Origin of the sequence: Citrobacter sp. RHBSTW-00524, from assembly GCF_013747755.1 — a bacterium.
GTDB lineage: Bacteria > Pseudomonadota > Gammaproteobacteria > Enterobacterales > Enterobacteriaceae > Citrobacter > Citrobacter braakii.
This window is the reverse complement of sequence record NZ_CP056421.1, coordinates 3,344,546-3,356,636: the sequence shown is the minus strand read 5'-3', so window position 1 is coordinate 3,356,636 and position 12,091 is coordinate 3,344,546. Positions and strand designations below refer to the sequence as shown.

The following is a 12,091-nucleotide window of genomic DNA, read 5'->3' as shown; positions in this document are numbered from 1 at the left end:
TCATACTTCAGCTTGTATTGGCGTTTTACAGGTTCGGCCCCGCCAAAATAAGGGGAAGACATACGGCCTGGCTACTCAAAGTATGATAAAAAAACAGGGGGCAAGGGATGTTGCTTAATAAAATGTGTGGTCGTCGGCTGTCGGCAATTAGTTTGTGCCTGGCCGTAACATTCGCTCCACTGTTCAATGCGCAGGCCGATGAGCCTGAAATGATCCCTGGCGATAGCTCAGCGACCGTCAGTGAACAGCCAACAGCGTTATCACAGCCGCAGGCTCAATCTTCCGCGACGGCTATGATGGCAGGTATCCAACCGCTGCCCGAGGGCGTGTCAGTTGATAAAGCCCGCGCCGAATTACAATCTCAACTTCCAGCGGGCTTCACACCGGTTTATATGAGCCAACTGGAACTGCTGTATGCCGCACGCGAAATGAAACCGATGTGGGAAAATCGTGATGCGGTAAAAGCCTTTCAGCAACAGTTAGCTGAAGTGGCGATTGCCGGCTTTCAGCCGCAGTTCACCACCTGGGTCGCTTTACTGACTGACCCGGCAGTAACCGGTCAGGCGCGAGATATCGTGCTCTCAGATGCGATGATGGGGTATCTGCACTTTATTGCCAACATCCCCGTCAAAGGTAATCGCTGGCTCTATAGCGATAAGCCCTATGCGCTGACGACGCCGCCGATTTCCGTGATCAACCAATGGCAAGTCGCGCTGGATAACGGTCAACTGACTTCGTTTGTCGCCAGCCTGGTACCGCAACATCCGCAGTACGCAGCCATGCATGAATCGCTGCTCAAGCTGGTGGGCGATACGCGGCCCTGGCCGCAACTGACCAGTACCGCGACGCTGCGTCCGGGGGAGTGGAGTAACGACATCCCTGCGCTGCGTGAAATTTTGCGCCGTACCGGGATGCTGGAGTCTGTTGTCAGTACGGCTGCCAAAGAAGGCCGTAGCGCTTACGAGCGTGAACTTGTTGACGCGGTTAAGCGTTTTCAGACGTGGCAAGGGCTTGGGGCCGATGGCGCGATTGGCCCAGCCACGCGTGACTGGCTGAACGTGACGCCCGCTCAACGTGCGGGCGTGCTGGCGTTAAATATTCAGCGCTTGCGCCTGCTGCCGGGTACGTTGTCTACCGGTATCATGGTGAATATTCCTGCCTACTCGCTGGTGTATTATCAAAACGGCAATCAGGTACTGGCCTCGCGCGTTATCGTCGGACGTCCCGATCGTAAAACGCCGATGATGAGCAGTGCGCTGAATAACGTGGTCGTTAACCCGCCGTGGAACGTGCCACCGACGCTGGCCCGGAAGGATATTCTGCCTAAGGTTTGGAATGACCCGGGGTATCTTGAGCGTCACGGCTATACCGTAATGCGCGGCTGGAACAGCAAAGAGACGATAGATCCGTGGCAGGTTGACTGGGCCACCATCACCGCCTCCAATCTGCCGTTCCGCTTCCAGCAGGCTCCGGGAGCGCGTAACTCGCTCGGACGCTATAAATTCAATATGCCGAGTTCGGATGCTATTTATCTGCACGATACGCCGAACCACACTCTGTTCCAGAAGGATTCGCGGGCGTTAAGCTCCGGCTGCGTGCGCGTGAACAAGGCATCTGAGCTGGCGAATATGCTGCTACAGGATGCGGGGTGGAATGATACGCGCATCTCGGATGCCCTGAAGCAAGGGGATACAAGGTACGTGAATATTCGCCAGAATATCCCCGTCAACCTCTACTATCTGACCGCATTTGTTGGCCCGGATGGTCGCACGCAGTATCGTACAGATATTTACAATTACGATCAGACAGCGCGATCCAGTGCACAAATTGTGTCAAAAGCTGAACAATTAATCAGATAAATGAAGCAGTTCGAGGAAAATAATTGTCGTAAGTTATGCTGGAAACGGGGCGAAATGGCTGCAAGCCCCGTATTTCCTGGGGTTGGGAGCCTTGACGTGGACTACTTAGCCAGATAAGGTTTCCCGCGTGCGCTAGAGCATACATACGATAACATTGACCTTGTAGACCTTAAAACCATGGACAAATTTGACGCTAATCGCCGCAAACTGCTGGCGCTTGGTGGCATTGCCCTCGGCGCTGCCATCCTGCCTACGCCTGCGTTTGCTACACTCTCTACCCCACGTCCGCGCATTTTGACTCTGAATAACCTGCATACCGGTGAGTCAATAAAAGCAGAGTTTTTTGATGGCAGGGGCTATATTCAGGACGAATTAGCTAAACTTAATCACTTTTTCCGTGATTTTCGTGCGAATAAAGTGAAATCCATCGATCCGGGATTGTTCGATCAACTCTTCCGTCTGCAGGGCCTGCTGGGCACGCGTAAACCCGTACAGCTTATTTCTGGTTACCGCTCTATTGATACCAATAATGAATTACGTGCGCACAGCCGCGGTGTGGCAAAGAAAAGCTACCACACGAAAGGGCAGGCCATGGATTTCCATATTGAAGGCATCGCATTAAGTAATATTCGCAAAGCTGCGTTATCTATGCGCGCAGGTGGTGTAGGATACTACCCACGCAGTAACTTTGTGCATATTGACACCGGACCGGCGCGTCATTGGTGATCCATAAGCTTAATGAAACAGGAGCCGTATGAACTATCGTATTATTCCGGTCACTGCATTCGCCCAGAACTGCTCGTTAATCTGGTGTGAGCAAACCCGTCTGGCTGCGCTGGTCGATCCCGGCGGCGATGCTGAGAAAATCAAACAGGAAGTCGATGCCAGTGGCCTGACGCTAATGCAGATCCTGCTCACCCATGGTCATCTTGATCACGTAGGTGCGGCGGCTGAACTGGCACAGCATTATGGTGTACCGGTTATTGGTCCGGAAAAAGAAGATGAGTTCTGGTTACAAGGACTTCCTGCTCAGAGTCGCATGTTTGGCCTGGGCGATTGTGAGCCGCTGACGCCCGATCGCTGGTTGAATGAAGGCGACCGGGTAAGCGTGGGTAACGTGACGTTGCAGGTACTGCATTGCCCGGGTCACACGCCGGGACATGTGGTCTTCTTTGATGAACAATCAAAGCTACTGATTTCTGGTGACGTGATTTTCAAAGGCGGCGTAGGGCGCAGCGATTTTCCTCGCGGAGATCATAGTCAATTGATTGATTCGATTAAACGTAAACTGTTGCCGTTGGGCGATGACGTGACGTTTATTCCGGGTCACGGCCCACTTTCGACGTTGGGCAACGAACGGCTACATAATCCGTTCCTGCAGGATGAAATGCCAGTCTGGTAACACCGCAGATAAATGAAAAAGGCCGCTATTGCGGCCTTTTTAGTACGCGATAGATTACAGTACTGCGACAATCGCTTCGCACAGCGGCGCCATGTTATCTGGCGTCATTCCTGCTACGTTCACACGTCCGGAAGCGACGGCATAGACACCAAACTCTTCACGCAGACGCAGAACCTGCTCTTTGGTCAGGCCGCTGAATGAGAACATGCCGTTCTGTTTGATGATAAAGCTGAAGTCGCGGTTCGCACCTTTCTCCTGCAGCGTATTCACAAACAGCAAACGCATGCGTTGGATGCGTTGACGCATATCAGTCAGTTCCTGCTCCCAGATAGCGCGCAGGGCATCGTTGCTCAGGATGGTTGCCACAACCGACGCACCGTGTGCTGGTGGGTTGGAATAGTTGGCACGAATGACGGATTTCATCTGGCTAAACGCGCGGTCGACGGTTTCAGCATCGGCTGCAACCAGCGTACAGGCGCCTACGCGCTCATTGTACAGACCAAAGTTCTTGGAGTAGGAGCTGGCGACGATCAGCTCTTTGTGCAGCGCAGCGAATGCGCGCAGACCTTCTGCATCTTCTTCCAGACCGCGGGCAAAGCCCTGGTATGCGAAGTCAAACAGCGGCAACCAACCTTTTTCGACAGAAAGCTGAGCCAGCGTTTGCCACTGCTCCAGCGTAGGATCGATACCGGTTGGGTTATGGCAGCAGCCGTGGAATAACACCACGTCGCCAGCCTGCGCTTCGCTGAGGCTTGCCAGCAGCGCATCAAAGTCTAATGAGTGGTTCGCGGCATCGTAATAGTTGTATTCACGAACTTCCAGACCGGCAGAGTTAAAGACGCTCTTATGGTTTGGCCAGCTTGGATTGCTCACCCATACGCGTTTAGCTGAGGTGTTTTTTGCCAGGAAATCAGCGGCCACACGCAGTGCGCCAGTGCCGCCAGGAGTCTGTGCTGTACGCGCACGTTTGTCGTTGATAAGCGAACTTTCTTTACCAAACAGTAATTCCTGAGTGCAGCGACCAAACTCTGGAATACCGTCGATGCCAAGGTAATTTTTGGTGGTTTCATTTTCCAGTATATATTGCTCGGCTTTTTTAACGCTGGTCAGTACCGGCGTTTTACCTGTCTCATCTTTATATACACCGATCCCAAGGTTTATTTTTCCTGGGCGGTCATCGGCACGAAACAAATCAGCCAGACCCAAAATGGGGTCGGCAGGAGCGGCAGTAATGTTCTCAAACATGACGAGGTTCCATAGTGATTACAGAAGGGAAGTCCGCTATCAGGTTAACGGTAGATTTACAAAATGCCAACCGTTACTGACGAAAAGCCGAGGTGTTTTTTTAAGACGCAAGAATCCGCTAGCAGAGATAAAAAAACAGGACCGAAGTCCTGTTTTTAAGGCATTTAACAAAGAGGTCTGCTATTAGAACTGGTAAACGATACCGAGTGCTACGGTGTCGTCAGAGTTCACACCCAGTTTGTTGTCAGAATCGATCTGGTTGATCTGGTAGTCAACATAGGTGGACATGTTTTTGTTGAAGTAGTAGGTTGCGCCTACTTCAATGTAGTTCACCAGATCTTCGTTGCCTACACCTTCTACGTCTTTCGCTTTAGATTTGTTGTAGGAGATGGACGGGCGCAGACCGAAATCGAACTGGTACTGAGCGACAACAAAGAAATCTTGCGTTTTGTTGGCGAAGCCGCTGGTGGTCACGCCATTCTGGGTAGTGGAGAGGCGGGTTGCGTTACGGGTTTCTCCGTAGTTCGCCGCCAGGTAGATGTTGTTAGCATCGTACTTCAGGCCGGTTGCCCACTGCTCAGCTTTTTTGCCGCCGTTAGCGTAGAAAGAGTTTTCCTGCGCGTTGGTACGGTCAGCCGCACCGTAAGCACCAACGATCCCGAAGCCATCCATTTCGTAGCTTACAGAACCGCCAACGCCGTCGCCGTTAGAACGACCGGTATTGCCATCACGCTCGTTTTTACCCAGATACTGGATACCGAAGTTCAGACCGTCAACCAGACCGAAGAAGTTAGAGTTACGGTAGGTCGCAACACCACCCACACGGCCAACGAAGAAGTTGTCGCTGTACGCGGTATCACCACCAAATTCTGGCAGCATATCGGTGTAACCCAGGGCATCGTAAACGATACCGTAGTTACGACCGTAGTCGAAAGAGCCCAGATCGGCATATTTCAGACCAGCAAATGCCAGACGGGTTTTGTTACCGTTCTGAGCGTCGCTGCCACCTTCAGAGTTGTTACCGGCAAAGTTGTATTCCCACTGACCGTAACCGGACAGATCGGAATTAATCTGAGTTTCCCCTTTGAAACCAAGACGGGCATAAGTCTGATCGCCATCGTTGCCAGCGTTATCAGAAAAATAGTGCAGACCTACGGTTTTACCGTATACATCCAGCTTGTTGCCATCTTTGTTATAAACTTCTGCAGCGTTAGCTGCCCCGGCTACCAGCAGAGCAGGGATAACCACTGCCAGAATATTGCGCTTCATCATTATTTATTACCCTCATCGGTTTTTATATGACACCTGCCACTGCCGCCAATAATTTCCGTCAATAAAAATTTACGGAACTATTGATGAGAGTTTGGTGTCTTTATGTGTCTGACAGGCATCTTTCCATTCAAACTATCGTTTCGCTACCGTCAAAGTGCTACAAATATAAAGATTTAGTTTCAAAAAGAAAAAATGTGTAACAAAATGTTATTTTTGTGCAACTTTGTGAACAACTTCAAATTTCAGATGTCCGTGCGCTAAAAATCACCACTTCTATTTCTATTTATATGATTTTCTTATATTTAATTTAGATAAACTCCATTTTTCTCTGTTCTGCCATAAACTTCCTGCTTTACAGATAGCTATTTCTGGACGTCTGGAATGCCGTGCAAGTGGTCATAAAATGTACTATTTAATCAGAAAATGCTAATCCACAATAAAAATGATGATTATTTTTTGTTCAAATATGTTGCGGTGAAATATTACGTAACAGGAAGGGGGAAGGCGAAGGGTTGTGTTAAACGCGGGAGGGGGAGCCCAAAACGTGAAGCGGTGACAAAAAAAGCCAGCAATGCTGGCTTTTGTATCAAAAATGCAGGGTTAGAACGTGGCGTTGCGCGGGGTACGCGGGAACGGAATAACGTCACGGACGTTCTGCACGCCGGTAACGTAAGCGATCAAACGCTCAAAGCCCAAACCGAAGCCGGAATGTGGAACGGTACCGTAGCGACGCAGGTCGCGATACCACCAGTAATCTTCTTTGTTCAGACCCATTTCCAGCATACGGGCATCCAGTACGTCCAGACGCTCTTCACGCTGAGAACCACCGATGATTTCACCGATTCCCGGAGCCAGGACGTCCATTGCTGCAACGGTTTTACCGTCTTCGTTAAGGCGCATATAAAACGCTTTGATATCTTTCGGGTAGTTTTTAACGACGACCGGCGCTTTAAAGTGCTCTTCAGCAAGGTAACGTTCGTGCTCAGAAGACAGATCCACACCCCAGTAAACCGGGTTTTCGAACTGTTTGCCGCATTTTTCCAGAATGCTTACCGCGTCGGTGTAATCCACCTGCGCGAAGTCAGCCTCAATGAAACGTTCCAGGCGTGAAATCGCGTCTTTGTCGACACGTTCGGCGAAGAATTTCATATCATCCGCACGCTCAGCCAGTACGGCTTTGAACGCGTACTTCAGCATCGCTTCAGCCAGGCCTGCAACATCGTTCAGGTCGGCGAAAGCCACTTCCGGTTCCAGCATCCAGAACTCTGCCAGGTGACGACTGGTATTAGAGTTTTCTGCACGGAACGTCGGGCCAAAGGTATAAATTTTGGACAGAGCACAGGCGTAGGTTTCGCCGTTCAGCTGACCGGAAACGGTCAGGAAAGCTTCTTTACCAAAGAAGTCTTTGTCGAAATCGACTTTGCCCTGATCGTTACGCGGCAGGTTTTCCAGATCCAGCGTAGACACGCGGAACATTTCACCGGCACCTTCGGTGTCGGAAGCGGTGATCAGCGGAGTCGATACCCAAAAGAAACCCTGCTCGTGGAAGAAGCGATGCAGCGCTTGCGCCAGCGTATGACGTACACGCGCGACAGCACCAATCATGTTGGTACGTGGACGCATGTGCGCCACTTCACGCAGATACTCAATGCTGTGACGCTTAGCCGCCATTGGATAGGTATCAGGATCTTCAACCCAGCCAGCTACTTCAACCTCAGTGGCCTGAATTTCAAAGCTCTGTCCTTGTCCAGGAGATGCAACGACTTTACCCGTTACGATAACTGAACAACCCGTCGTCAGGCGCAGTACGTCCTGATTGTAATTGGGCAGAGAATTATTGATGACGGCCTGTACAGGATCAAAGCAGGAACCGTCATAAACGGCGAGGAAGGAGATGCCAGCTTTTGAATCTCGGCGGGTACGCACCCATCCGCGCACGGTGACTTCGCTGTCAACGGCTACGCGGCCCTGGAGTACGTCGGCTACAGGCACAACGCTCATAATATTCTCTCTGTTAATAGTCGGATATATAAACACATGTCCACCCGTAATGGGGGGATACCTATGTTACCTGGCATCTGCAATCAGACAAGCAGAATTCGTAGCTGGAGTGAAAGATTTCGGAAATTAGCGTGAAAAGGGAGCCAAACTGGCTCCCTGGAAGGTTTAACTGGCTTTTTTAATATGCGGCAAATCGAAGGCTTTGCGTAGCGCGCGCACGAACGCTTTATCGTGGCAGATGGTTTTACCCGGGCTATCAGATAACTTCGCCACAGGTTTGCCGTTACATTCCACCAGCTTGATTACAATATTGAGCGGCTTAACCTGGGGAATATTACAGGTTAAACGTGTGCCAATACCAAAACTCAACTGCACACGAGAAGAGAAGTGGCGGTAGAGCTCAATCGCTTTTTTCAAATCGAGGTTATCTGAAAACACCAGCGTTTTGCTCAGCGGATCAATGCCCAGTTTTTCATAATGGGCGATGGCTTTTTCACCCCATTCCACCGGGTCGCCTGAGTCATGGCGTAAACCCTGATAGCGGGTTGCAAACTCGACGCCAAAGTCGCGTAAAAACGCATCCATGGTGATGCAATCGGTCAGCGCAATGCCGAGTTGGTCAGGATATTCATTTAACCAGGCGGCCAGGGCAACGCGCTGGCTGGTGGCAAGTTCAGGGCTGATTTGCTGATGAGCCTGGAACCACTCATGCGCCTGCGTGCCCATTGGGGTTAATGACAGGCGGCGGGCCAGATCGTAGTTACTGGTGCCGACAAACCAGGGCTCTCGCTGCAGGCGTTTAACAATAGCCTGCTGTACTTCACGTGAAAAACGACGACGCGTACCGAAATCCATCAGATGGAAGCGGGACATATCGACATCTTTCGTTAAAGCAGAGAATTCTACTAGTTTGCTTTCCAGCTCATCGAGTGCCTGCGGGACGCCGGATTCGGGCGAACGGTAACGGTGTACCATCTCGCTGATGACCGCTAGCAGCGGGACTTCCCACATGATCACTTCACGCCACGGCCCGGTTAAGCGGATGTTCAGCTTACCGTTATCATTGGTGACGCAAACCTGTTCCGGGTTATAGCGGAAATCACGTAACCAGGTGAGGTAATCAGCTTTAAAGAAAGGCAGGCCGGAGAGCCACTGGTACTCGTCCTCCTGCAGTCGCAGGTGTTGCATAGCATTCACCTGCTCACGAATAGAATCGGCATAAATACCGAGCAGGTCATCGCCACGGCAACGAAATTCAGCCGCTACTTGTACATCATAGTAGTGGTGAAAAACGGCTTGCTGCATATGCAACTTATAAGCGTCTGTATCCAGCAGCGAGTGCAGAACAGGAGAAGCGAATTGTGTCATAGGTGCGCAGTAGCATCCTCTCACGGGAGCGTTTAGTACAATAAACAACTAAGAAAACCGCTGGAGTATACCTTGTTTAGCGATTTATTGAACCCCGATCACACCATAAGCTGTCTTTCTGGTCGAGGGCAATTCGTGCCGCGTGTTATAAAAATGTAGCAAAAAGGGTGTTTGTGCCTGAAAAGATGAACATTCTGCGTAGCGCGATTTACGCAACAGGAATAGACTGAAGCCGAGACTCTACCAAAGATGCTAAAGGTTTTTTATGACACAACAGCCACAAGCCAAATACCGTCACGACTATCGTGCGCCGGATTACCAGATTACTGATATTGACTTGACCTTTGACCTGGATGCTGAAAAAACCGTGGTCACCGCCGTGAGCCAGGCTGTCCGTCATGGAGCGTCCGATGCGCCCCTGCGCCTGAATGGCGAAGATCTGACCCTGGTGTCGATCCACGTGAACGACGAGCCGTGGGCAGAGTATAAAGAAGAAGAAGGCGCTCTGGTCATCAGTCAACTGCCGGAACGTTTTACGTTGCGTATCGTGAATGAAATTAGCCCGGCGGCCAATACCGCGCTGGAAGGACTGTACAAGTCCGGCGACGCGCTGTGCACCCAGTGTGAAGCGGAAGGGTTCCGCCATATTACCTGGTATCTCGACAGGCCGGATGTCCTGGCGCGTTTTACCACCAAAATTATCGCCGATAAAACCCAATATCCGTTCCTGCTCTCCAATGGTAACCGCGTGGCGCAGGGGGAACTGGAAAATGGTCGTCACTGGGTACAGTGGCAGGATCCGTTCCCGAAACCGTGTTATCTGTTTGCGCTGGTAGCCGGTGATTTCGACGTCCTGCGCGACACCTTTACCACCCGTTCCGGGCGTGAAGTGGCGCTGGAACTGTACGTCGATCGCGGCAACCTGGACCGCGCGCCGTGGGCGATGACTTCACTGAAAAACTCCATGAAATGGGATGAAGAGCGCTTTGGCCTCGAGTATGACCTCGACATTTATATGATTGTCGCGGTCGATTTCTTCAACATGGGGGCGATGGAGAATAAAGGTCTGAACATCTTTAACTCCAAATATGTGCTGGCACGTACCGATACCGCCACCGACAAAGACTACCTCGATATTGAGCGCGTCATTGGTCACGAATATTTCCATAACTGGACCGGCAACCGCGTGACCTGTCGCGACTGGTTCCAGTTGAGCCTGAAAGAGGGGCTAACCGTGTTCCGCGATCAGGAGTTCAGTTCCGATCTCGGCTCACGCGCGGTAAACCGGATCAGCAATGTGCGCACCATGCGCGGCCTGCAGTTTGCCGAAGATGCCAGCCCAATGGCGCATCCTATCCGTCCGGATATGGTCATTGAAATGAACAACTTCTATACCCTGACCGTGTACGAAAAGGGCGCTGAAGTTATTCGTATGATCCACACCCTGCTCGGTGAGGCTAACTTCCAGAAAGGGATGCAGTTGTACTTTGAGCGTCATGACGGCAGCGCTGCAACCTGTGATGATTTCGTGCAGGCGATGGAAGATGCGTCCAACGTCGATCTATCGCATTTCCGCCGCTGGTACAGTCAGTCCGGTACGCCGATTCTGACCGTGCGTGATGACTACAATCCATCCACTGAGCAGTACACGCTGACTATCAGCCAGCGCACGCCGGCCACGCCGGATCAGGCCGAAAAACAGCCGCTGCATATTCCTTTCGCCCTCGAGTTGTATGACAACGAAGGGAAAGTGATCCCGCTGCAAAAAGGCGGGCACCCGGTGAATTCCGTACTCAATGTCACCCAGGCTGAGCAGACGTTTGTCTTTGATAATGTCTACTTCCAGCCGGTTCCGGCACTGCTGTGCGAATTTTCCGCACCGGTAAAACTGGAATACAAATGGAGCGATCAGCAACTGACTTTCCTGATGCGTCATGCGCGTAACGATTTCTCTCGTTGGGACGCGGCGCAAAGCTTGCTGGCGACCTATATTAAGCTCAACGTAGCCCGCCATCAGCAGGGGCAGCCGCTGTCGCTGCCGGTACACGTGGCCGATGCATTCAGGGCGATTTTGCTGGATGAGAAAATCGATCCGGCACTGGCGGCAGAGATTCTGACGCTGCCTTCGGTGAATGAAATTGCTGAACTGTTCGACATCATCGATCCGGTGGCGATAACGGAAGTACGTGAAGCGTTAACTCGCACGCTGGCGGCCGAACTGGCGGATGAATTCCTCGCCATCTATAACGCTAATCATCTTGATGAGTACCGCGTTGAGCATGCCGATATTGGCAAGCGTACGCTACGTAATGCCTGCCTGCGTTTCCTGGCCTTTGGCGAAACCCATCTGGCCGACACGCTGGTCAGCAAGCAGTACCGTGAAGCAAACAATATGACCGATGCGCTGGCGGCGCTGTCCGCGGCAGTCGCGGCGCAACTGCCTTGCCGCGACACGCTAATGCAGGAGTATGACGATAAGTGGCATCATGACGGTCTGGTGATGGACAAATGGTTTATCCTGCAATCCACCAGCCCGGCGAGAAACGTGCTGGAAACGGTACGTGGCTTACTGAAGCACCGTTCCTTCAGTATGAGTAACCCGAACCGAATCCGATCTCTGATTGGCGCCTTTGCGGGCAGCAACCCGGCGGCATTCCATGCGGAAGATGGCAGCGGCTATCAGTTCCTGGTCGACATGCTGACTGAACTCAATAGCCGTAACCCGCAGGTGGCGTCACGTCTGATTGAGCCGCTGATTCGCTTAAAACGGTATGATGCAAAACGTCAGACGCAGATGCGCGCGGCGCTGGAACAACTGAAAGGTCTGGAGAATCTCTCCGGCGATCTGTTCGAGAAGGTAACCAAAGCGTTAGCCTGAAACGTTGACCTGTCGTTTTGTAAGCCGGATTAGGCGGTAACGCCGCTATCCGGCAAAAGGCCCGGT

At 51.7% G+C, this 12,091-nt stretch carries 8 protein-coding genes; 4 read left to right on the top strand and 4 right to left on the bottom strand.

What is annotated here, in order from left to right; translation table 11 throughout:
* The first annotated feature begins 107 nt into the window (after positions 1–107).
* The 3 genes from ldtD (at position 108) to HV229_RS16320 (ending at position 3,261) form a co-directional block, all read left to right on the top strand.
* Entirely contained in the window at positions 108–1,859 is a 1,752-nt protein-coding gene (gene ldtD / locus HV229_RS16330) for a L,D-transpeptidase (RefSeq protein ID WP_181545914.1), read from the top strand.
* A 177-nt stretch (positions 1,860–2,036) separates the two neighbouring features.
* Positions 2,037–2,585, top strand: a complete 549-nt coding sequence (locus HV229_RS16325) for a YcbK family protein (RefSeq protein ID WP_016152461.1) — start codon at positions 2,037–2,039, stop codon at positions 2,583–2,585.
* Between the two features lie 28 nt (positions 2,586–2,613).
* Positions 2,614–3,261 carry an MBL fold metallo-hydrolase gene (locus HV229_RS16320; RefSeq protein ID WP_003035823.1) on the top strand — a complete coding sequence of 216 codons (648 nt, stop codon included), beginning with the start codon at positions 2,614–2,616 and terminating at the stop codon, positions 3,259–3,261.
* 54 nt (positions 3,262–3,315) lie between these two features.
* Here the strand turns inward: HV229_RS16320 and aspC are convergent, their stop codons facing one another.
* The 4 genes from aspC to pncB form a co-directional block, all read right to left on the bottom strand.
* Complete coding sequence (gene aspC / locus HV229_RS16315) at positions 3,316–4,506, bottom strand: aspartate transaminase (RefSeq protein ID WP_016152462.1); 1,191 nt, start codon at positions 4,504–4,506, stop codon at positions 3,316–3,318.
* Between the two features lie 183 nt (positions 4,507–4,689).
* The gene (gene ompF, locus HV229_RS16310) at positions 4,690–5,778 is read right to left on the bottom strand and encodes a porin OmpF (protein WP_003035828.1); all 1,089 of its coding nucleotides are present in this window, start codon (positions 5,776–5,778) and stop codon (positions 4,690–4,692) included.
* 600 nt (positions 5,779–6,378) lie between these two features.
* Complete coding sequence (gene asnS / locus HV229_RS16305) at positions 6,379–7,779, bottom strand: asparagine--tRNA ligase (RefSeq protein ID WP_016152464.1); 1,401 nt, start codon at positions 7,777–7,779, stop codon at positions 6,379–6,381.
* Positions 7,780–7,944: 165 nt separating this feature from the next.
* The gene (pncB, locus tag HV229_RS16300) at positions 7,945–9,147 is read right to left on the bottom strand and encodes a nicotinate phosphoribosyltransferase (protein ID WP_131348230.1); all 1,203 of its coding nucleotides are present in this window, start codon (positions 9,145–9,147) and stop codon (positions 7,945–7,947) included.
* A gap of 265 nt (positions 9,148–9,412) precedes the next feature.
* On the opposite strand from pncB, the gene pepN reads away from it, so the two are divergent.
* The gene (gene pepN, locus HV229_RS16295) at positions 9,413–12,025 is read left to right on the top strand and encodes an aminopeptidase N (RefSeq protein ID WP_016152466.1); all 2,613 of its coding nucleotides are present in this window, start codon (positions 9,413–9,415) and stop codon (positions 12,023–12,025) included.
* Positions 12,026–12,091: the final 66 nt, after the last annotated feature.

Coding starts and splice junctions, on each gene's coding strand:
- ldtD (WP_181545914.1), top strand. CDS start 108: ATGTTGCTTAATAAAATGTGTGGTCGTCGGCTGTCGGCAATTAGTTTG.
- HV229_RS16325 (WP_016152461.1), top strand. CDS start 2,037: ATGGACAAATTTGACGCTAATCGCCGCAAACTGCTGGCGCTTGGTGGC.
- HV229_RS16320 (WP_003035823.1), top strand. CDS start 2,614: ATGAACTATCGTATTATTCCGGTCACTGCATTCGCCCAGAACTGCTCG.
- aspC (WP_016152462.1), bottom strand. CDS start 4,506: ATGTTTGAGAACATTACTGCCGCTCCTGCCGACCCCATTTTGGGTCTG.
- ompF (WP_003035828.1), bottom strand. CDS start 5,778: ATGATGAAGCGCAATATTCTGGCAGTGGTTATCCCTGCTCTGCTGGTA.
- asnS (WP_016152464.1), bottom strand. CDS start 7,779: ATGAGCGTTGTGCCTGTAGCCGACGTACTCCAGGGCCGCGTAGCCGTT.
- pncB (WP_131348230.1), bottom strand. CDS start 9,147: ATGACACAATTCGCTTCTCCTGTTCTGCACTCGCTGCTGGATACAGAC.
- pepN (WP_016152466.1), top strand. CDS start 9,413: ATGACACAACAGCCACAAGCCAAATACCGTCACGACTATCGTGCGCCG.